This is a genomic window from Streptomyces sp. NK08204 (genome assembly GCF_020400585.1).
Taxonomy (GTDB): domain Bacteria; phylum Actinomycetota; class Actinomycetes; order Streptomycetales; family Streptomycetaceae; genus Streptomyces.
Genome location: NZ_JAINVF010000001.1, coordinates 59,580 through 80,398, shown reverse-complemented (window position 1 = coordinate 80,398; position 20,819 = coordinate 59,580). Strand labels below are relative to the sequence as shown.

17 protein-coding genes are annotated in these 20,819 nt (G+C 74.3%); 6 read left to right on the top strand and 11 right to left on the bottom strand.

The annotated features are described in order from the left end of the window. Window positions 1–270: 270 nt before the first annotated feature. The 3 genes from K7G59_RS00340 to K7G59_RS00330 form a co-directional block, all read right to left on the bottom strand. Window positions 271–1,188, bottom strand: a complete 918-nt coding sequence (locus K7G59_RS00340) for a MurR/RpiR family transcriptional regulator (protein WP_225829728.1) — start codon at window positions 1,186–1,188, stop codon at window positions 271–273. 81 nt (window positions 1,189–1,269) lie between these two features. Beyond that, on the bottom strand, window positions 1,270–2,988 hold the full coding sequence (locus tag K7G59_RS00335; protein WP_225829727.1) for a phospholipid carrier-dependent glycosyltransferase: 1,719 nt from the start codon (window positions 2,986–2,988) through the stop codon (window positions 1,270–1,272). A gap of 214 nt (window positions 2,989–3,202) precedes the next feature. After that, window positions 3,203–3,865, bottom strand: coding sequence for a nucleoside/nucleotide kinase family protein (locus K7G59_RS00330; protein WP_225829726.1), 663 nt, complete (start codon window positions 3,863–3,865; stop codon window positions 3,203–3,205). A gap of 105 nt (window positions 3,866–3,970) precedes the next feature. Here K7G59_RS00330 and K7G59_RS00325 point away from each other — a divergent pair, with 105 nt between their 5' ends. Continuing rightward, window positions 3,971–4,705, top strand: coding sequence for an HAD family phosphatase (locus K7G59_RS00325; protein ID WP_225829725.1), 735 nt, complete (start codon window positions 3,971–3,973; stop codon window positions 4,703–4,705). A 61-nt stretch (window positions 4,706–4,766) separates the two neighbouring features. Here the strand turns inward: K7G59_RS00325 and K7G59_RS00320 are convergent, their stop codons facing one another. Both K7G59_RS00320 and K7G59_RS00315 read right to left on the bottom strand, forming a co-directional pair. Beyond that, entirely contained in the window at window positions 4,767–5,660 is an 894-nt protein-coding gene (locus K7G59_RS00320) for a M56 family metallopeptidase (RefSeq protein WP_225829724.1), read from the bottom strand. Then, window positions 5,657–6,040: a BlaI/MecI/CopY family transcriptional regulator gene (locus tag K7G59_RS00315; protein WP_225829723.1), complete on the bottom strand. Its 384-nt coding sequence runs from the start codon at window positions 6,038–6,040 to the stop codon at window positions 5,657–5,659. The genes K7G59_RS00320 and K7G59_RS00315 overlap by 4 nt, the downstream gene beginning before the upstream one ends. 177 nt (window positions 6,041–6,217) lie before the next feature. Between K7G59_RS00315 and K7G59_RS00310 the strand changes: the two genes are divergently transcribed. From K7G59_RS00310 to prcB, 3 genes are all read left to right on the top strand, one after another. After that, a complete protein-coding gene (locus tag K7G59_RS00310; protein WP_225829722.1) occupies window positions 6,218–7,705 on the top strand; it encodes a hypothetical protein in 1,488 nt (495 codons plus the stop codon). 85 nt (window positions 7,706–7,790) lie between these two features. Beyond that, window positions 7,791–8,738 (top strand): lysylphosphatidylglycerol synthase domain-containing protein, encoded by a 948-nt coding sequence (locus K7G59_RS00305; protein WP_225829721.1) that lies wholly within the window; start codon window positions 7,791–7,793, stop codon window positions 8,736–8,738. An 89-nt stretch (window positions 8,739–8,827) separates the two neighbouring features. Continuing rightward, on the top strand, window positions 8,828–9,682 hold the full coding sequence (gene prcB, locus K7G59_RS00300) for a proteasome subunit beta (RefSeq protein WP_225829720.1): 855 nt from the start codon (window positions 8,828–8,830) through the stop codon (window positions 9,680–9,682). A gap of 82 nt (window positions 9,683–9,764) precedes the next feature. Here prcB and K7G59_RS00295 read toward each other — a convergent pair whose 3' ends face one another. From K7G59_RS00295 to K7G59_RS00280, 4 genes are all read right to left on the bottom strand, one after another. Beyond that, window positions 9,765–10,553: a phosphatase PAP2 family protein gene (locus K7G59_RS00295; protein ID WP_225829719.1), complete on the bottom strand. Its 789-nt coding sequence runs from the start codon at window positions 10,551–10,553 to the stop codon at window positions 9,765–9,767. Continuing rightward, entirely contained in the window at window positions 10,550–10,939 is a 390-nt protein-coding gene (locus K7G59_RS00290; RefSeq protein ID WP_225829718.1) for a hypothetical protein, read from the bottom strand. Before K7G59_RS00290 ends, K7G59_RS00295 begins: the two co-directional genes overlap by 4 nt. Continuing rightward, on the bottom strand, window positions 10,939–11,598 hold the full coding sequence (locus tag K7G59_RS00285) for a DedA family protein (protein WP_225829717.1): 660 nt from the start codon (window positions 11,596–11,598) through the stop codon (window positions 10,939–10,941). Before K7G59_RS00285 ends, K7G59_RS00290 begins: the two co-directional genes overlap by 1 nt. A gap of 295 nt (window positions 11,599–11,893) precedes the next feature. Beyond that, window positions 11,894–12,100: a hypothetical protein gene (locus tag K7G59_RS00280; protein WP_225829716.1), complete on the bottom strand. Its 207-nt coding sequence runs from the start codon at window positions 12,098–12,100 to the stop codon at window positions 11,894–11,896. Between the two features lie 199 nt (window positions 12,101–12,299). Here K7G59_RS00280 and K7G59_RS00275 point away from each other — a divergent pair, with 199 nt between their 5' ends. Both K7G59_RS00275 and K7G59_RS00270 read left to right on the top strand, forming a co-directional pair. Continuing rightward, entirely contained in the window at window positions 12,300–14,141 is a 1,842-nt protein-coding gene (locus K7G59_RS00275) for a glycoside hydrolase family 15 protein (protein ID WP_225829715.1), read from the top strand. Window positions 14,142–14,225: 84 nt separating this feature from the next. Next, the gene (locus tag K7G59_RS00270; RefSeq protein ID WP_225829714.1) at window positions 14,226–14,456 is read left to right on the top strand and encodes a hypothetical protein; all 231 of its coding nucleotides are present in this window, start codon (window positions 14,226–14,228) and stop codon (window positions 14,454–14,456) included. Between the two features lie 354 nt (window positions 14,457–14,810). On the opposite strand, the gene K7G59_RS00265 is transcribed toward K7G59_RS00270, so the two are convergent. Then, a complete protein-coding gene (locus tag K7G59_RS00265) occupies window positions 14,811–17,561 on the bottom strand; it encodes a SpoIIE family protein phosphatase (protein WP_225829713.1) in 2,751 nt (916 codons plus the stop codon). 27 nt (window positions 17,562–17,588) lie between these two features. Continuing rightward, window positions 17,589–20,129, bottom strand: coding sequence for a SpoIIE family protein phosphatase (locus K7G59_RS00260; RefSeq protein WP_225829712.1), 2,541 nt, complete (start codon window positions 20,127–20,129; stop codon window positions 17,589–17,591). Between the last annotated feature and the right edge of the window lie 690 nt (window positions 20,130–20,819).

Genomic DNA, 20,819 nt, shown 5'->3' with positions numbered 1-20,819 from the left:
CGGGATGTCCGTGCGGGGCCCCGGGCAGCGGGGACCTGCGCGGCTGGAGAGCGTGCGTGCGCATGGGTGGTCCGTCGGCTTTCTCGGGGCATGGCTGCGGGCGCCAAGGCCCGCGGGGGTGGTGCGCCTCCGGAGTGGGCCGGAAGCGATCCGTGTGCAGTATTTATATATGCCGACCACTTTGCAAGACGCATGAAAACATTCATATGCAAGGTGTGCCGATTGATACCTATTGGGTGATATCGGCGGGGAGGATCGGCCCCGGTGGGATCAGTCCTTGAGGAAGAACTGGTGCTGCTCGGACAACTGCTCGTACTTCTCCAGGCGGGCCTGGGTGCGCTCGGGGTCCGCGTCGGTCATGGCCTGCAACAGCGCGGCGGCCATCACACCGGGCGCCGCGTACGAGTCGAACACCAGCCGCGAGCCGGTGCCGGTGGCGAAGGTGACGTCGGCCTCGTCGGCCACTGGCCCGAGTGCCAGGTCCGTGACCAGGGCGACCTTCAGACCGGCACTGCGCGCCACCCGCACGGCCTGCAGCGTCTCCTGCGAGTGCCGGGGCATGGCGAACGCCAGTACCCAGGTGCCGCCCGCCTCGCGCGACTGGAGCAGCGCGTCGTACGCCACGCTGCCACCCCGGGTCACCAGCCGGACGTCGGGGTGGATACGGCGGGCGGCATAGCCGAAGTACTCGGCGAGGGACACCGAGATCCGCAGGCCCAGCACGGTCAGGGGGGTGGAGCGGGACAGCTCGCGGCCGACGTGGATCACCCGGTCCGGATCGGCGAAGTCGCGCCGCAGGTTCTCCAGGTTCTCGATCTCGCCGTCGACCGCCGCCTGCAGCTCGTTGGCACGGTCCTCCATGCCGGGGCCGCCGGCCAGCGTGCGCAACGCGATCGACTGGAGCCGCTCCCGCAGTGCCGGGTACCCGCTGAAGCCGACCGCCGAGGCGAAACGGGTGACGGACGGCTGGCTGACCCCCACCCGGTCCGCCAGTTCGGTGATCGAGAGGAACGCCGCCTCGGTGATGTGCTCGATCAGGTACTGGGCGATGCGGCGCTGCCCCGGAGAGAGCCGGGGGCCGTCGAACAGCTCGCGCAGTTGGGAGGTCGGTGCGACCTCGACCTCGGGCACGGCCCGGCCCGACGTGATCGCTGATGCCTGTGCGCGTGCCTGCTGCGGCGAGGGCACCGTTCCGCCTCCTTTGTCTCCCACGACCACTCAACATAGCTCACCGACCGTGGTGACCACCGGGTGGTGAGGTGCGCAGGCTCATCGCCGGTACAGAGTGATCGAATAACCCACCTGGCCGACCGGGCGACTGCTGTCGATCAATTCGGCGAGCTTCCCGCGGGCCTTGGCCGCCGAGGAGTCCGACACGGCCAGCAGACCGTGTACTTGGTCCAGCGGAACCTCGCGCGGATCAGCCGCGTGGATGCCGTAGAAGGACGGCACACCGCTGCCCTTGTACACCAGCCACACCCGCTGGCCCCGGTACCGGGTGCGCAGCCGGCCGGCGAGCCGCCCCAGGTCCTGGCCCCAGTCCACATTGGAGTCGTGCAGCAGCCGGTGGGTGTGCGCCGGGCCGCCGAACGCCTCGTTGGCATACGGCAGGTAGTACGGGAACGCCCGCAGCGAACTCACCACCACGAACAGCGCCAGCGCCGCCGTCACCCCCGTCGCCCACGGCCACCGCCACCGCAGCCGCGGCACGCAGGCCGCCGCCACCGCCAGGAACATCGGCACGAACAGCGCGTACCGGGTGCCGAAGTTCCGCGAGCCCGTCATCGCCGCCGCCAGCAGCACCGCGGGCGGCAGCAGCAGGTACGGCGCCGCGGGCCGCAGCCGCCGTACCCCGAGCACGGCGACGGCCCCGGCCGCGCCCAGCGCGAGCAGTCCGAGCGGCGTCTTCACCAGCAGGGCGGCCGGCAGGTAGTACCAGAGCGAGCCGGTGTACACCCGCCCGAACAGATAGCCCTGCCACGGTTGCCCCTCCAGGCCGAACTGCACCCGCATGCCCTCCCGGTAGGCCCGGGGCAGCGGCAGCAGACCGGTCAGCCGCCCGCGCAGCCCGTGCACGGCGGGCACCGGCCCGGCCGGGGCGAACCGCAGGTGGGGATCGACGGCCAGATACGCGGCCCACACCACCATGACCGCCGTCAGCGCCACGACCGCCGCGCCCGCCAGCCCGCCGAGGACCCGGCGCGGGCGGTCCGCGCCGCGCCGGGCCGTCCCCACGGACACCGCCGCGAGGACCATCAGCACCGGGACCGCGGGCAGGGTGCTCATCTTGGTCGCCACCGCCGCGCCGAGGGCCGCCCCGGCGAGCGGCAGATACCGCAGGGGCCGGTGCCGCGCCCGCCGCACCAGCCAGGCCGACGTCAGCACGAAACCGGCCGCCGGCACGTCCAGCGTCGCCAGCGCGCCGTGCGCGATCACATCGGGGTCGAAGGAGTACAGCGCGAGCGCCACCGGCCCGCCCGCCGTACCCGTCAGGTCCCGGGCGAACGCGAACACCACCAGCCCGAACAGCAGGGTCAGCCCGATCACCGGCAGTCGCGCCCACAGCATCAGCCGCCCGGGGTCGTTGCCCGACTCGTACAGCAGATGGCGGCCCACCTCGCCCTGAGTGCCGGAGTACGACGGGTCGTAGCGCGGGCCGGCCACCGCCACACCGGCCGCGATCAGCAGCTTGCCCAGCGGCGGATGCTCGAGGTTGTAGCGCAGCCGGTGCTCGCGCAGGTAGTCGGTGGCCGTCGCGACGTACACGGGCTCGTCGATGGTGGGTGTCTGCCGAACGGCCGTGGTGACCATGGCGCCGGCCATCTGGGCCAGCAGCAGCGTCACCAGCAGCGGGGCCGCCCACCGGCGCTTCCGGCGCAACCGGGCGGGCAGCCGGGCCGTCGCCTCGGGCACCGCGGCCGCGGCCCCGGCGTCTCCCGCCTGCCCCGCCCGCAGTGCGTGGACCGTGTGCTGTGCGCGCGCCATCATCCGCCCCGTGGTGGCACCGGCCGTGGAGCGGCGGCGGCAGCGGGCGGGAGCCGGATCATGGCCCTGACCATCCCCCTACTGTTGCACCGCTGCGCCACCGCAGGCGTCACCGCCGCACGGTCGTACCGGCGGACCTTCCGCCGTGCACCTGGGTACGGCCCGCGGTCGGCCGAAGTTCATCCCCGACGCGCCCGGGCCTCCGGGCGGCCGGGCATCAGCGCCGGCGGATCGCCGGGGCGGGCAGCGTGGTGGCCGGCACCACCAGGTCCGCGTGCGTCCGGGTCGTCGCGATCAGGTCGGCGTTGCGCTGGTCGGTGCCCCGCACCCAGGCCACCGCCGACTCGTGGTCCTTGCCGAACTCCTCGTGCCGGGCGACCAGTCGGCGGATCCGCTCCTCCTCGGCGGTCTCGCAGAACCACACCTCGTCCAGGCAGGGCCGCACCCGGGCCCACGAACCCTCCCGCAGCAGGAGGTAGTTGCCCTCCGTCACCACCAGCCGGGCGGTCGGCGGCACCGGGATCGCCCCCGCCAGCGGCTGTTCCAGCACCCGCTCGAACGCGGGCGCGTACACCACCTCGTCCGTGTCCTCGCGCAGCCGCCGCAGCAGGGCGGCGTACCCGGATGCGTCGAAGGTGTCGGGCGCGCCCTTGCGGTCCCGGCGGCCCAGCCGGTCCAGTTCCGCGTCCGCCAGATGGAAGCCGTCCATCGGCACCTGCGCCGCCCAGGGCGGGCCGTCGGCGTTCAGGGCGCGCACCAGGTGCTCGGCGAGCGTGGACTTGCCGGCGCCGGGGCTGCCCGCGATGCCGAGGAGGGCGCGCCGGCCGCCCCGGGCGAGGGCGCGGGCACGGATGAGGAGGTCGTCGAAGGTCAGCGGCACACAGCAGAGTCTGACACTCGGTCCGGGGCGCCGGAACACGGCGGAGCGCCGGGGACGCGCGCGTGCCGCCCCCAGTCGTGCGCCCGGTGCGCGACAGTGCTGGGTATGACTCAGCTCGGTCTGCCCGACGGCATCCAGGCCTGCCTCTTCGACCTCGACGGGGTCGTCACCAAGACGGCCGTCGTGCACGCGGCTGCCTGGAAGGAGACGTTCGACGCGTTCCTGTGTGCGTACGAGGGCGAGCAGGCGCGGCCGTTCGACGCCCGCGCCGACTACGACGAGTACGTCGACGGACGCCCCCGTGCAGACGGTGTCCGCACCTTCCTCGCCTCGCGTGGCATCCACCTGCCCGAGGGCACCCCCGACGACCCGCCCGACGCCCGGACCGTGCACGGCCTCGGCAACCGCAAGAACGGCCTGCTCCTCGCCAGGATCCGCGCCGGCGGCGTGGAGGCCTACGACGGCACCCTGCGGTATCTGCAGGCCGTCCGCGGACTGGGTCTGGGCACCGCGATCGTCTCCTCCAGCGCCAACTGCCGGGACGTGCTGCGCGCCGTCGGTGCCGAGCACCTCTTCGACGTGCGCGTCGACGGCGTGGTCGCCGCCGAACGGCACCTTCCGGGCAAGCCGCGCCCCGACACCTTCCTCGCCGCCGCCCATGACCTGGGCGTCGAGCCGCCGCGGGCGGCCGTCTTCGAGGACGCGCTCGCCGGGATGGACGCGGGCCGCGCGGGCGGTTTCGGGTACGTCGTCGGTGTCGACCGTGTCGGACAGGCCGAGGCACTGTACGCGCACGGCGCCGACACCGTCGTCAGGGACCTCGACGAGCTGGCGCGGTGACCACCGCCGTCCGCGCCGCCCCGCGCGTTTCCTGCGCCTGGCCCCGGGCGCCGGCCGAGGGTCAGCTCAGGACGCCGGAGAGCAGGCCGAGCAGGTCGTCCGTGGCGTCGGCGGCGAGCAGGGCCGGCAGGGCACCCAGCGCCAGCACGGCCGCCGCCGCGGACCACAGCCGCGGCGGCGGGCTCGTCTGGAGGGCCGCGATACGGCGGGTGACCGCGCGGTCGGTGAAGTTCAGGGCGCAGGCCGTACGGGCTCGGCCCGCGCACAGCGCCGCGCGCGCCAGCGCCCGCGCGGTGGCCCCGCGGTCCCCGACCTGGGCCGCGGCCTGCTCGTCGGCCCAGCGCTCCACCAGGAAGGAGACGGACGAACGCAGCGGGCCCAGCAGCGGGTTGGCCGCCGCCGCGAGCGTGGCCGCCGTCACCAGCGGCGCGTGCCGGTGGGCCAGGTGCGCCCGCTCGTGCGCGAGCAGCACCCGCCGCTCGCCCGGCCGCAGCGCGCTCAGCATCGCGGAGGTCACCAGGATCCGGCCCGGCCGCCCCGGGATCGCGAACGCCCTCGGCACCTCGGACGCGGCGACGATCAGCTCCGTGTCCGACGGGTGGCCCGCGCACAGCCGCCGCAACGCCCGGCGCGTGCGCCGCTCGGCGGACACCGCCCGCTGCACACGCCACGCGACGACCGCGAGCGCCGCGCACGCGGCGAACCCGATCACCCCGGGCACCGGATCCACGAGCGGACGCCCGTTCTCGCGGGCCTCGCGCACCACCGGCGGGGCGTCCCCGACCAGCGCCGCCGCGAGCAGCACCAGCGACCAGGTGGTGGCCGCGGCCGTCAGCACGGCCGCCGCGGTCAGCACCCGCGCGGCCAGCGCCGGGGCGACCCGCCGGGCGACCAGCGGACCGACCGCGGCCAGCAGCAGCGACAGCACCAGCGGGGTGTACACGTCGAACTTCATGCGCCGCCTCCGGCGAGCAGCTCGCGCAGTGCGCGCTCCTCCTCGGGGCTCAGACCGGTGACGAACTGCTGCAGTGCGGCGATCGGATCGGGACCCCGGTCCAGGGCCTCGTGCATGGCCTCGGCGGTCAGCTCGGCCGCGTTCTTCGCCGGCCGGTAGGAGCCGCGCCGCCCGTCGGCGTCCCGCAGCACCAGCCCTTTGTCGTACAGGCGTTTGAGAATGGTGTGGACGGTGTTGTAGGCGAGCCCGCCGCCTATCTCGGCCTGGATCTCCGCCGGGGTCAGCGGACGTTCGGTGGCCCAGAGGGCGGCCAGTACCTCGCTCTCCAGCGCCCCGGCGCTGCGCCGCTCCGCTCTGCCACGGGACCCTGTGCCAGCCATGGCCCAACCTTACAGCGCGTAGGGCCATCGGCCAGATGGCCCTGTCGGACCGACAGGCTCTCCGGAACGCGCTAGTTTGGCCGTGTTTTGCCCGACGTATTCCCGACTCTCGCCCCGGCCCTACGGGCTGTAGGGTGACCAGGCGACCCTACAAACTGTAGGGTCAGAGGGGTGATCATGTCCGGCAGCGTGCACACCACACTCGTCGCGGCCCGGCGCGAACGTTCGCGCCGTCCCTCCGCCGAGCGTCCGGAGGTCCGCGCCCGCGTCGCGCTCGCCGCGGTGGCGCTGGCCTTCACCCTGGCCCAACTCCTCCTCGTCCGGCCCGGCATGGGGCTGGGCTGGGACGAGTCCGTGTACGTCAGCCAGGTCAGCGGGCACGCGCCCGCGGCCTTCTTCAGCGCCCCGCGCGCGCGGGGCGTCCCCCTGCTCGTCGCGCCCATCGCCTCCTGGTCGTCCTCGACGGTCCTGCTCCGCATCTACCTGGCCGTCCTGTCCGGCCTCGCGCTGTACCTGGCGCTGCGTGCCTGGCGGGGGCTGTTCCCCGCCCGTGTGCTCACCCTCGCCGGCGCCCTGTTCGCCTCCCTGTGGGTGACCCTCTTCTACGGCCCGCAGGCCATGCCCAACTACTGGGTCGCCATCGGCGCCCTCACCGCCGTCGCCTGCTTCCTGCGCGCCCGCGCCGACCGGTCCGACCGGGCCGCGCTGTGGGGTCTTGCCGCGAGCGCGGCGCTGATGGCCTGGATGCGGCCCATGGACGCCGTCTGGGCGGTCCTGCCGCTCCTCGCCCTGGCGGTGGCGCGGCGCACCGGGCGGCTGCTGCTCGTCCTGCTCGCAGGGCTCACCGCCGGGGCCGTCGAGTGGGTCATCGAGGCGTACGTCAGCTTCGGCGGCCTCGCGCGGCGGCTGTCCGACGCCTCGGCGATCCAGGGCGGCCTCGGCTTCCACGGGGCCGTCGTGGACCAGTTGCGCAGCCTGGGCGGACGGACGCTGTGCCGGCCCTGCACCGGTCCGCTGCCCGGCCCGGCACTCACCGCCTGGTGGTACGTGCTGCCCGTGCTCGCCGCGCTCGGCCTGGCCGTCGCCGTCCGCGCCGGGCGCACGGCGCCGACCGGGCTGCCGCTCGCCTGCGCGGCCACGGCGGCCTTCCCCTACCTCTTCATGATCGGCTATGCGGCGCCCCGCTTCCTGCTGCCCGCCTACGCCCTGCTGGCGATCCCGGTCGCCGACGCCTTCCGGCACCTGGTCAGCGTCCCGAGCCGGACCTGGCGGCCGGTCGCGGCGACGCTGGTGGCCCTCGGGCTCGGCGCCCACCTCGCGGTGCAACTGGCCGTCCTGACACACACCGTGCACGTCACCGACGCCGCCCACCGCACCTGGTCCCGCACCGCCGCGACCCTGCACCGCATCGGTGTCCGCCCGCCCTGCCTGCTCACCGGGCACGACGCCATCCCCGTCGCCTTCTACGCCGGCTGTTCCTCGGCGGCGACGAGCGGGCACAACGCCAACGCCACGGCGGCCGGCATCGCCCGCACCGCCCGACGGAACCCGGCCGCCGCGATGGTGCCGGCGGGTTCCGGCCCGCCCGGGGCCGCCCGCCACTGGCCGTCCCTGCCGCTCGGCGGACTGCGGCTGTACTACGCCGTACCGGGGGCGGGTTCATGACCTGCCGCCCGGCGGGAGGCGCCGCCCAGGCGAGGCGTGCCGGGGCCCGGCCGCCCGCGCCGGCCGAGGGCTCCGGGTGCCGCCGATGACGGCCCCGGCGCAGCTGACCGCCGCGGTCGGCCGGAGGCGGGCGTACTGGCACACCGGAGTGTGCCTGGCCGTGCTGCTCGGTGCCCTCTGGCTGGCGCGGCGGCACTGGACGACGGTGCGGACCGGGGCCGGGCGGCTGGTCGTCGCCGACCAGGGCTGGCTGCTGCTGGGCGCGGTGGCGGCCACGGGCACCTGGGTGGCCTCGGCCCTCGCCCAACAGGGCGCCGTCGAGCGCCGCCTGCCCGGACGCCGGCTGGTCGCCGCCCAGTTCGCCGCCTGCGCCGCGAACCACCTGCTGCCCGCGGGACTCGGTGCCGGCGCGGTGAACCTGCGGTTCCTGATGCGCTGCGGACTGCCCGCGACCCGCTCGGCCAGCGCGCTCGCCGTCAAGGCGACCGCCGGTGCCGTCGTCCGCCTGGCCCTGATCGCCGTGCTCGCCCCGGCCTGGCCGGGACTGCTGCGCCTGCCCCACCTGTCCCTGTCCGCGCTCGTGTCGGCGCTGGGCCTCGCCGTCCTGCTCATGGCCGTGCTGGCCGGCCCGCTGCGGCCGCGCTGCCGGCGGGCGGGTGCCGCCGTGCTCGCCGACGTCCGCTCGGTGCACGCGTGCCCCACCCGCGCGGCGGCCCTGTGGGGTGGCTCGCTGGCCTTCGCCGCGCTGCACGCGCTGGTGCTCATCGCCGTCACCCACGCCGTCGCCCTGCCCCTGCCCCCGCTCCGGGTCGCCCTGCTGTACCTCGCCGCCAGCAGCGCCGCCGCTCTGCTGCCCACGCCGGGCGGGCTCGGCTCCCTGGACGCCGCGCTCGCCCTCGCCCTCACCGCGTCCGGCAGCCCCGGCGCGACCGCCGCCTCCGCCGTGCTCGGCTACCGGCTGCTGACGGTGTGGCTGCCCCTGGTCCCCGGCCTGCTCGTGCTCGCGGCGCTGGTGCGCCGCAAGTCCCTGTGAGCGCGGGGGAGTTTCCCGCACGGTCCCGCCAGGTAGGAGTGGGGTGTTGCCGTACCGCACAGGGCCGCGCCACGCAGGAGGGGGAAGACATGTCGGGGAAAGACACCACAGGCTGGCCGCACGAGGCGTTCTTCACACCCGGGACCTCGTCCTTCACCGAATTCCTGGCCGCCTGTCGCCCCCGGCTGCTGCCCACCGCGCCGCCCCTTGCCGAGGGCGTCCACGCGGCGCCCGGCCGCTTCCCGCACGGCACCACCGTGCTGGCTCTGACCTACCGCGACGGCGCCCTCATCGCCGGCGACCGCCGGGCCACCATGGGTAACCTCATCGCTCAGCGCGACCTGGAGAAGGTGCACCCCGCGGACGACCACACGGCCGTCGCCTTCGCCGGCACGGTCGGACTCGCCCTCGACATGGTGCGGCTCTACCAGGTCGAACTGACCCACTTCGAGAAGATCGAGGGCACACCCATGACCCTCAACGCCAAGGCCACCCGGCTGGCGACGATGATCCGGCAGAACCTCGCCCAGGCCATGCAGGGCCTCGCGGTCGTCCCGCTGCTCGCCGGCTACGACACCACCGCACCCGGCGGCGGGCAGGGCCGCATCTTCGGCTTCGACGCGGCAGGCGGCCTGTACGAGAAGCGGGACTTCCACGCCGAGGGCTCCGGCTCGCCGTACGCCCGCGGGGCGCTGAAGAAGCTGTTCCGGCCGGACCTGACCCGCCGGGAGGCCGCCCTGGCCGCGCTCCAGGCGCTGTACGACGCGGCGGACGACGACTCGGCCACCGGCGGCCCCGACCTGAGCCGCCGTATCTTCCCGGTCCTCTCGGTCATCACCGAGGACGGCTTCGAGCGGCTGTCGGAAGCGGAGACGGAGGAGTTGAGCCGCGAGATGGTCGAACGCCGCGCCGTCCGCCCGGACGGACCGCACGCCGCGCCCTGACCCACCTGGCACAGGCTCGCCGGCGACGTCTTCGCCACCGGGCCGGCGAGCCCCCGGATCCGGCCGGCCGCGCCGCACCACCTCACGCAGAGCGCGATCGCCCTGGACCGGAATCGTGGGGCGTGTCCCTCTCCGCCGGCCGGTCTGCCCCGTCGGGCCATTCGGCCGTGTCCGCCCCATCGGTCGTACCGGCTGTATCGCCCGTGGTGCTCTCCCGAGTGGCGGGGACGTATCGCGGGGGCAGCCACCAGGCCGCCGCGCACAGGCAGGTACCGAGCCAGCCGAGGGCGAACAGCCAGCCGCCGAGCACGTCGGTGAACCAGTGCACGCCGAGGAAGACGCGCGTGAGCCCGACCCCCGCTCCCCAGCAGGCGGCCACCGTGCAGAGCCCGGTCCGGCCCTGCGGGGCGCGTATGCACACGGCGAGGATCACCAGCCCGGCCGCCAGGGCCGAGGTGGTGGCGTGTCCGGAGGGGTAGGCCCAGCCCGAGGCGGGCGTCTGCCAGTCCTGGTGGGGCGGGCGGGCCCGGGCGACCAGCTCCATCACGCCGTGGCGCACGGCCTGGCCCGCGGCCAGACAGACCGCGCCGAGCAGCGCGGCCACCAGCCGCTGCTGCCGAGTACGGCCGGTGAGCAGCCCGGTGAGCACCACGAGAGCGTAGGGGATCACCCCTGTGCCGGTGGCGGTCAGCCCACGGGCCAGCGCCAACGCGATGGGCGGGCGGTGCCCGACGGACCAGGACAGCAGGCTCTGGTCCACGTGGAGCGGGGCACCGCGGCCACCGGCCACGGTCAGGGCCAGCACCCCGAACGCCACCCACGCCCCGAGGCCGACGCTGCCCGCCAGCTCGGCGGCCGACTTGCGGTTCATGAGGCCGGCCAGGGTCGCAGCCGGGTCGCCGACAGCCGCCTCGGCAGCTCCCGCGGCAGGCGCCGCAGGGCGGTCGTCGCGAGGAACGCCACCGCGGCGTCGGGTGCCGCCACGGCGGCGACATCGTGCGAGCGCGCCGCGACCCCGACCCGGGACACCGTCATGGCTGCCGAGCACATGGCCACCACCACGCCCAGCCGGCGGGGCACCGAGAGCGGCGGCGGCGCCGCACAGGCTGTCGCGGCGTGGCTGCCAGGGGACGGCCGGTGTCCGCGCCCGGGACACGCCTCCGGCGTGCGCGACGCCAGGCCACCCCGGCAGGGCCGGTCCACCACGTGCCGGTACGGCGGCCCGTCGGCGGACGAGCCGGTCAGCGCGCGGACCATCAGCGGGCCTCCCTGGCGGCCTTGCGGGAGCGCAGCACCTCGGCGGCGAGGGGGACGAGCGAGACGACCACGATCAGCGCGATCACCGGCAGCAGGTATCTGTCGATGTTCGGGACCGAGGAGCCCAGCGCGTAGCCGGCGACGGTGAGGCCGAGGCTCCACACCAGGCCGCCGGTCACCTGCCAGACGGTGAAGGTCCGCGCGGGCACGCCGAGCGCGCCCGCCATGGGGTTCAGCACCGTGCGCACCACCGGCACGAAGCGGGCCAGGACGATCGCCTTCGCGTGCCCGTACCGCTCCAGCAGCTCCTCGGCGCGCCGGGCGCCCTCCTGCAGCCGGGTCGATCTGCTGCGGGCGAGCAGGGCTCCGCCCGCCTTGCGGCCGAGCAGATACCCGCACTGAGAGCCGACCAGCGCGCCGGCGGCCGCCGCGACCAGCAGCGGGCCGAGCGACAGGTGCACCCCCCGGTCGGACGCGCCCGTGCACAGCAGGCCCGCCGTGAACAGCAGCGAGTCGCCCGGCAGGAAGAAGCCGATCAGCAGGCCCGTCTCCGCGAACAGGACGATGCCGACGCCGAGCACGCCGAACGCGGCGAGCAGCGAGTGGGCGTCGAGCACGTTGACCGCGAGCTGCGACGCCAGGTGTGGGGGAGGGGCCATCGCCGCACGCCCTTTCCTTGGACGAGATCCGCCTGCATCCGACTACACATTTGTAGACCGACTACTGGACTGTAGACGAATGCGGGGCGCGGCGCGTTCCCGTCCCCCGCCCCGGGCATGGCGATCCCTGGCCGCGTGCGCGTGGTGTGCCGTACGCCGAGGGCGCACGCCACGCACACCGGCCGGGCGCGGCCCCGCCCGGCCGGCGTTCCCCGTTCGGGTCTTCCCCCGTTCGTCTCGTCCGTGAGTGCGTGACCGGTGTCGTTCGTGCCGGGTCCCGGGTCCCCGGACCGCCCTACGGGAGCAGCTTCTCGACCGCTGCCTGGCCCTCCGTCTCCAGCTTGCGCCGTGCCCAGTCGAGGGTCTTCGGTGTGACGTCCCTGCCTGCCGCCATCACCAGGTCCTCCGGGGTGACGTTCCTGGACGGAGCCGAGTGCAGCAGGGCGTCCGGGGTGCAGTGGTCGTCGGACGGCCGGGATTCCTCAGGTGTGGATGTCGACATGATGCCTCCTCCTCGGTCCGGATGACCGCATCCGTGCCGGTGCCTGCCGAACGGGGCACACTCTCACCATTGCCCGGCTGGGCGCAGCCTGCATCCCGAGGGGCCGAGGCAACCGGTGCCGCCCAGCGGCTGCCCATACCGCCACCGGGCACGCGCTCCTAAGCTGGAGGACAGCCAGCACCCCGCACCGGGAGGCCCGATGGCCCAGACGCCGTTCCCGCAGGACGCACCACAGAGGCCTCGTTACCTGCCGATCGCCGAGCACGGGCTCATCGGCGACCTGCGCAGTGTGGCGCTGGTCGGCAGCAACGGCACCGTCGACTGGTACTGCTCCCCGTCCTTCGACGCCCCCAGTGTCTTCGCGGCCATTCTGGACGCCGACCGCGGCGGCTGCTTCGAGCTGGCCGCCGCCGTACCGGCACGCACCAAGCAGTTCTACTTCCCCGACACCAATGTGCTGATCACCCGGTTCTTCACCGAGGACGGCGTCGGCGAGGTCCAGGACTTCATGCCCGTCACCGGGGACGGGCGGGTCGGCGAGGCCGGCCGGCACCGGCTCATCCGCCGTGTGATGTGCGTGCGCGGCACCGTGCCGTTCAGGACGCTCGTCGCGCCGCGCTTCAACTACGGCGCCGACCCGCACAGCCTGCGCACGCTGGACGGCATCGTGCTCTTCGAGTCGCCGCGGCAGTCGCTCGCGCTCACCTCCACCGTGGTCCTGGAGTGCGACGACCGCGACGCCCGCGCCGACTTCAAGCTCTCCGAGGGCGAGAGCGCGGTGTTCGCCCTCGACCAGGTCGGCGGCACGGTGGCCCCCCGAGGCTGCGCCCACATCGAGGCCGAGGAGCAGTTCAACGCCACCGTCGCCTACTGGCGGCGCTGGCTGCAGCAGTCCCGTTACCGGGGTCGCTGGCGCGAGATGGTGCACCGCTCCGCCCTCACCCTGAAGCTGCTCACCTACGCCCCCACCGGCGCCATCGTCGCCGCGCCCACCACCAGCCTCCCCGAGCAGCTCGGCGGCGAACGCAACTGGGACTACCGCTACGTGTGGGTGCGCGACGCGGCCTTCGCCGTCTACGCCCTGCTGCGGCTCGGCTTCACCGGCGAGGCCGAGGCGTTCATGCAGTTCCTGACCACGCACATCAGCCCCGGCTGCGGCGACGGCTCCGGCCCGCTGCAGATCATGTACGGCATCGACGGCCGCACCGACCTGCCCGAGCGCGAGCTGGGGCACCTGGAGGGGTATCAGGGCTCCGCCCCCGTCCGGGTCGGCAACGCCGCCACCGAGCAGCTCCAGCTGGACATCTACGGTGCCCTGATCGACTCCATCTACCTCTACGACAAGTGGGCGCAGCCCATCTCCAGCGGTCAGTGGGACGACCTGTGCCATCTGGTCGACTGGGTGTGCCACAACTGGGACCAGCCCGACGAGGGCGTGTGGGAGACCCGCGGGGGCCGCAAGACCTTCCTGTACTCCCGGCTGATGTGCTGGGTGGCCATCGAACGCGCCATCCGTCTCGCGAACAGGCGCGGCCTGCCCGCCGACCTTCTTCGCTGGTGCCAGGCCCGCGACACCATCTACCGGCGGATCATGGACCGCGGCTGGTCCGAGCGACGGCATGCCTTCATGCAGTACGAGGGCGCGGACGTCCTGGACGCCTCCGTCCTGATGATGCCGCTGGCCAAGTTCATCGCGCCCACCGACCCCAAGTGGCTGTCCACCCTGGACGCCCTCACCGAGGACCTGGTCTCCGACTCCCTCGTCTACCGCTACGACCCTAAGGCCAGCCCCGACGGACTGCGCGGCGACGAGGGCACCTTCTCCATCTGCTCCTTCTGGTACGTCGAGGCCCTTGTGCGCGCCGGCCGGCTCGACGACGCCCGCCTCGCCTTCGAGAAGATGCTCACCTACGCCAACCACCTCGGCCTGTACGCAGAGGAGATCGGCCGTACCGGTGAGCAACAGGGCAACTTCCCGCAGGCGTTCACCCATCTGTCCCTGATCAGTGCCGCCTTCAACCTGGACCGGGCCCTCGGCTGAACCGGCTGTGTACCCGCAGGTCGCACGGGTACCCGGGGTGTGCGAAGGGCACATCCACACAGGTCCGCAGAAGGAGGACACCCGATGACCAGCACCGAGACCGGCGACACCACCGGTACCCGCGACAAGAACTACGACCTGATCTGGTATGTCGAGGCGTGCCTGGACAACGCCCTGCGTCTGGAGACGTACATCCAGGACGCCGAACGCGACCACGACAACGAACTCACCGACCTGTTCCGCAAGGCGCAGGCCGACAGCCGCAAGGGCGCCGAAATGGGCAAGCACCTGCTGCGCTCGCGGCTGAGCGACTGACCGTCGCGCCGCCCACGCGGACCGGCAACCACCGTTGTGGCGAACCGGGAACCGGGAACCGGGAAGGGGACCGGCGGATCCCGCGGTGAACGCCGCGTCAGGGTCCCCCGGCCCTCGCCGTGCCCGAAGCGGCGCCGGCCGTGATTCCTGTGGCGGCGATCCGCTCTGCGGGTGGTCGCCGCCCGAAGTCATAGGGAGACCCGGCCCGTTCGGGGGTGGCCCCGGTGTGGTCGCGAGGCGCCGGGCGGGCCGTCCCACCGCAGGGCTCACCTCGTCCAGCGGCTGCTCCTCGTCGGCCTCCGCAACTGTCCCAGGGCGACGGGGACATGGCCGGACCCCGATGACGACGGTCCTTCAGGACAGCGGCTGCTCCGCCCAGATGATCTTGCCGTCGGAGGTGTAACGGGTGCCCCAGCGCTCGGCGAGCTGCGCGACCAGGAACAGGCCCCGCCCGCCCTCGTCGGTGCTGGCCGCGTACCGCAGATGCGGCGCGGTCGTACTGCGGTCGGAGACCTCGCAGATCAGTGTGCGGTCGCGCAGCAGCCGCACGCCGATGGGGCCGCGCCCATAGCGGATGGCGTTGGTCACCAGCTCGCTCAGGAGCAGCTCCGTGGTGCCCGACAGCTCCTCCAGGCCCCAGTCGGCCAGCTGCCGGGTCACCGACGCCCGTACCTGCGAGACGGCCATCGGATCCGACCGCACCTCCCACTGGGCGACCCGGTCCGCACCGAGGACACGGGTGCGGGCGACGATCAGCGCCACATCGTCGCTGGGCCGGGCCGGGAGACGGTCGAGTACGGTACGGCAGGTCTCCTCCGGGGAGGCGCCGGCCGTGCGGCGCAGCGCGTCGCGCAGCAGATCCAGGCCGACGTCGATGTCCCGGTCGCGGTCCTCCACCAGCCCGTCCGTGTACAGCACCAGCCGGCTGCCCTCCGGCAGCTCCAGATCGGCCGTCTCGAACGGCAGCCCGCCCAGGCCCAGCGGCGGGCCGGCGGGCACATCGGGGAACTCCACGGTGCCGTCCGGGAGCACCAGCGCGGGCGGCGGATGCCCGGCGCGGGCGACGGTGCAGCGCCGCGACACCGGGTCGTAGACCGCGTACAGACAAGTCGCACCGGCGACCGTCCCGGCGCCGTCGGCCGCGGTCTCGTCCTGGTCGATGCGACCGACCAGCTCGTCCAGCAGACCGAGGAGCTCGTCCGGCGGCAGGTCCAGGCCGGAGAAGTTGTGCACGGCCGTGCGCAGCCGGCCCATGGTCGCCGCCGCGTGCAGCCCGTGCCCCACCACGTCACCGACGACCAGAGCCACCCGGGCCCCGGACAGCGGCAGCACGTCGAACCAGTCGCCGCCCACCCCCGCCTGCGCGGGCAGGTAGCGGTAGGCGAGCTCCAGGGCGTCCTGCTCGGGCAGCGTGCGCGGCAGCAGGCTGCGCTGCAGCGTGACCGCCATGCTGTGCTCGCGCGTGTACCGGCGGGCGTTGTCGATGGACACCGCGGCCCGCGCGGCCAGCTCCTCCGCGAGCGCCAGCTCCTCGGCGTCGAACGGCTGAGGCCTCTCCGAACGCCAGAAGTCCGCCACCCCCAGCACCAGGCTGCCCGCCCGCAAGGGCACCGTGATCAGCGAGTGGATGCCGTACGCCAGCACCTGCTCGGTCCGCTCCAGATCCTGCTCCAGCCACCCACGCGTCCCGCGCAGCCGGGGCTCCACGACCGACTCCCCGGTCGTCAGACTGCGCGCCTGCGGGGAGGTGGCGGCGAACCGGATGCGCTCGCCCACGGCGTGCAGCGGGGAGTCGTCACGGACACCGGCGCAGGCCGCCCGGCGCAGCGCGGTCCCGGGCCGCGGCTCCTCGCCCTTCAGCACGGTGTCGAACAGGTCCACCGTGGCGAAGTCCGCGAACCGGGGCACCGCCAGCTCGGCCAGTTCCCCGGCCGTGCGGATCACGTCCAGGCTGGTGCCGATGCCGACCCCGGCCTCGTACAGCATGTTCAGCCGCTCGCGCGCCACCTCGGCGCGGCCGGACAGCGCGCGCAGCTCGGTGGAGTCGCGCAGCGTGGTCACGCTGCCGGCCGGCCCGCCGTCCACGTGAGTGGGCCGCTGGTTGATCGCCAGCAGCCGGTCCTTGACCAGGTGCACCTCGTCCGTCGCCACCCGCCCCGAGGCCAGCAGGGCCGCCGTCTCGTCGTCCAGGCCGAGCTCCAGCACGCTGCGCCGCTCGGCGTCCTCGGGCAGCTCCAGCAGACGGTGCGCCTCGTCGTTGGCGAGCAGCAGCCGGCCGTCGCCGCCGACGATCAGCACACCCTCGCGCACCGCGTGCAGCACCGCGTCGTGGTGCTCGTACATCCGGGTCATCTCGTACGGGCCGAGCCCGCGGGTCTGCCGCAGCAGACGTCTGCTCACCAGGGCCGTGCCCGCCGTGGCCAGCCCGAGGGCCGCCGCTGCCGCCGCGAGCAGCAGCGGAAGCTGCTGGTCGGCTGCCCCGCCCACGTGCGCGGTGGTGATCCCGGCCGACACCAGGCCCACCACCTTGCCGTTGGTGTCCTTGACCGGCACCACGACCTGCACCAGCCGTCCGATGGTGCCGGTGATGTGCTCGGTGACCGTGCGTCCGGCCAGGGCGGGAGCGAGCGTTCCGACGAACTTCTTGCCGATACGGTCCCGCTCCGGGTGCGTGTAGCGGATGCCGTCGGTGTTCATCACCACGACGAAGTCCACCCCGGTCGCCGCGCGGGCGGCCTCTGCGCGCGGCTGCAGCACGGCCGTCGGATCGGGTGCGCGCAGCGCGGCGACCGTGCCCGGTGCGTTCGCGAACGTCTGGGCGACCGCCAGCGAGCGCTTACCGGCCTCCACGTCGCTGTCGTGCCGCACCTGGAGCACCTGTGCCACCACCGCCGCCACGACCAGCAGCAGCACGATCACCACCTGCAGGACGAACACCTGCCCGGCGACACTGCGCCCGGCCACTGCCGACCGCAGTACCCCCGGCGGACCGCCGTTCCCGGCGCCGTTCGCGCCGTCATCTGCCGGCCGGCCGCGCCGGGGCGGGCGCGGCTGCCCGAAAGGGCGGGGAGGCCGAGTCACGGGCCGGCCGGGCAGTCGGACCATGAGCCATGTGTACACTGCCCGGCCCCGTCAGGCGAGACCATCGACCGGGGTGACCGCCGCGGACGGGTCACCGGCGGTGCACGGGCGCCGGGCGGCGAGCAGCAGCGCCACGTCGTCGGGGCGGTCGACGGCGTGCCGGGCGGTCGCGGTCAGCCGGTCGGCGACCCCGCCCAGGAACCGTCCGCCTCGCCGCCCCACCGTCGCACCGGCCCTGGCCAGCGCCAGCCGCAGCGCCGTGATGCCCTCGTCGATGTCGGCGCCGGGCCGCTCCACCAGGCCGTCCGTGTACAGGGCGAGGATCGCGTCCGGCTCCAGCAGCAGCTCGGCCACCGGGTAACGGGCCTGTGGATCCACGCCGAGGACGACCCCGCCCGGGACGTCCAGCACCCGGGTACGCCCGTCGGGGGAACGCAGCACCGGCGGCGGATGCCCGGCCCGTGCGATACGGGCCAGGCCGGAGGCCGGATCCAGGCGCAGATAGCAGCAACTGGCGAACTGGCCGGGATCCAGGTCGATGAGCAGACGGTTCGTGCCACTGAGCACCTCGTCGGGCGGCCGGTCGCCGAGCGCGAACGCGCGGACGGCACTGCGCAGCTGGCCCATCGTGGCCGCCGCCTGCACACCGTGCCCCTGCACATCACCGATGACCAGCGCGAGCCCGTCCCCGGACGCCACCACGTCGTACCAGTCACCGCCCACGTCCATGCCCTGGGTGCCCGGCAGATAGCGGCCCGCGGTCTCCACCTGCGGATGTGCCGACAGCCGCCGCGGCAGCAGCGCCTGCTGCAGGCCACGGGCGAGCGCGGCCTCGCTGTCGTAGCGCTGCGCCCGCTCCAGCGCGTGCGCGATCAGCCCGGCCAGCGCGTTGAGGACCGTACGCTCCTCGGTGCTGAAGCTGCGCGCCCGGTCGAAGCCGAGGATGCACGAGCCGACCGGTCGGCCGGAGGCGATCAGCGGCAGGAACGCGCGGGCGCCTTGCGTGGCGTCGAGCGGGATGCCCGGATAGGCGGCGCCGATCTGCTCCATGGACTCGAAGAACAGCGGCCGGCCGGTCGTGAGGGTCTCCACGCCCGGCAGGTGCGCGTCCAGACCGACACCGTCGAAGGGGGCGAGGAAGCCCTGCGGGAAGCCGCTCTCCCAGGCCAGGTACAGATGCCGGTCCTGGAGCAGGTAGATGGCCAGCTGCCGGCCACCGAACGCGGGCAGCAGCTCCTGCATGACGACCGCTGACACCTGCCGGGCCGTCACCGCGTCCGTCAGCGCGATGGCCAGCGTGATCGGCCGGTACAGCGGCGCCATCGAGCGCCCGTCCGCCACCGTCCCCTCGGGGACGTGCGGCTGCGGCACCGCTTCCGATGACGCGTCCACCCGGCTCGCCGGGACGATCGTGCAGGTCAGCAGCTCCGCGTCGGAGTGCACCGACACCGCGAGCCAGTCGCCCTCGCCGTCCTGTTTGCGCGGCCCGGCCGGCCGCCGGACGTGGAAGTGCACCGGTTCCGGCGACAGCAGCGCCCCACGCAGATGGTCGTCGCACCCCGGGCCGGTCAGCCACGGCAGCGCCTCCCACAGCGGACGCCCGAGCAGCCCCTCCCGCTCCGCGCCCGCCAGCCGGGCCGCGGCCGGGTTGACGTAGACGACCAGCCCCAGCCGGTCCAGGCAGAACACGCCCTGCGGCAGCAGGTCGGCGGCCCCGTCCGCCGACGCGGCCGGACCCGGGTCGATGACCACGGCACCGATCGGCGCCGCGCCGCACGGGCACGGCTGAGGGCACAGGTCCACCAGCAGCGAGGTCCCGTCCGGCGAGCGCACTCCCAGTGGCGCGGGCGGCGGCCGCCCGGCGGCGGTGTCGCGCAGCGCGGCCAGGATCCGGTGGGCGTCGCCGGGGGCCAGGGCGTCCCCGAGCGCCGCCACCGTGCCTGCGAACTCGCCGGGCCCCAGCCCGAGGAGGGAGTGCAGCTGGTCGTTGGCACGCACCTCCGCGGTCACCGGATCCCACGTGAAACGGCCCACCCGGGCCTGCGCCGGCCGGCTGGCGGGCGGTCGTACGCACAGCGGCTCCCCGTCCCAGACGACCGCGCTCGCGTCCCCGCCGGTCAGGGCCAGCAGCTCGGCCCCCAGTTCCTCGGCCAGCCGCACGAGCGGCTCCCGGTCCAGCAGCTCGTCCACGGTGTCGGCCACCGACGCCCGCAGCACGGTGAGCGCCCCGAGCGGCTCGGCGCCGCCCGGCACGGGCACGTGCACCGACCCGAACTGGAAGGGCAGGGACGCCGCGAACTGCGGATACCGGCGCACCGTCTCGGCGGCGTTCGGCAGCACCACCTGCACCCCGAGCCGGTAGGCGTCGGCGACCGGGAAGGGACGGTCCACGTGCAGCCGCCACCAGGGCCTGAACAGCGGACCGGGCAGCCCTACCAGCACCGCCAGGCGCAGCGTGCCAGGGGTGCCGGAGCGCAGGTACACGCCCGCCACCCGGCCCCCGGCCGCGCCGAGCGCGCCGATGGAGGCGTCCACGAGCAGCGCGGCCAGCCGGGCCCGCGTCCGGACCGCCCGCTTCCCGCTGCCAGCCATCGCCCTACCTCGTCCCGTGCGCCGCCGGGTGGATGACACAGCAAGAATGCGCCACCCTGAGTGCGGAAGCACCTTTGCGGAGGGAAGAGAACGGGGGAGAAGAAGCCCCCGCGCGGCCCGGACGCCGCGCCGCACACGCTCCCCGGGGGAGCCGCACCGCGGTCAGGCCGCTGTGCAGGTGGCGGCCGTCAACCGGCCGGTCGGGAAACGCACCGAGCCGACGGCACCGGCACATCACACTCGCCGTGCTCGCCCTGGCCTTCCTCACCGCCCTCGCCGCCCTCGCCGCCGACGCAGCACCGCAGCGGCCCGCAGCTACGCACCGCCTCGCCCGCAGCCGCGATCCGATCACCCTGACCGTCCCGGAAATCCGCCGCCTGGCCAACCTCCAGGAGGGCCGGCACGCGCTCGCCCGGATGATCTTCCACGGCTGCATCCCCCCACCCCGGGGACGACGACGCCACACTGTTCCTCTACAAGACATACGCCGACCGGTACGGGTGGGACTGGATCAAGCGCCTGGCCGATCAGGACATCGTCTTCCACCGCGGCACCAACAGTCCGGGTGAGGCGGTCGACGCCGGCACCAAGCAGATCGGCCTGGCGGGCACCGAGACGGGCGGCGCGGACACCACCACCTGGGTCACACCGCAGGGCGACCACCCCTTCCTGGCCTGGGGCCAGCGCGCG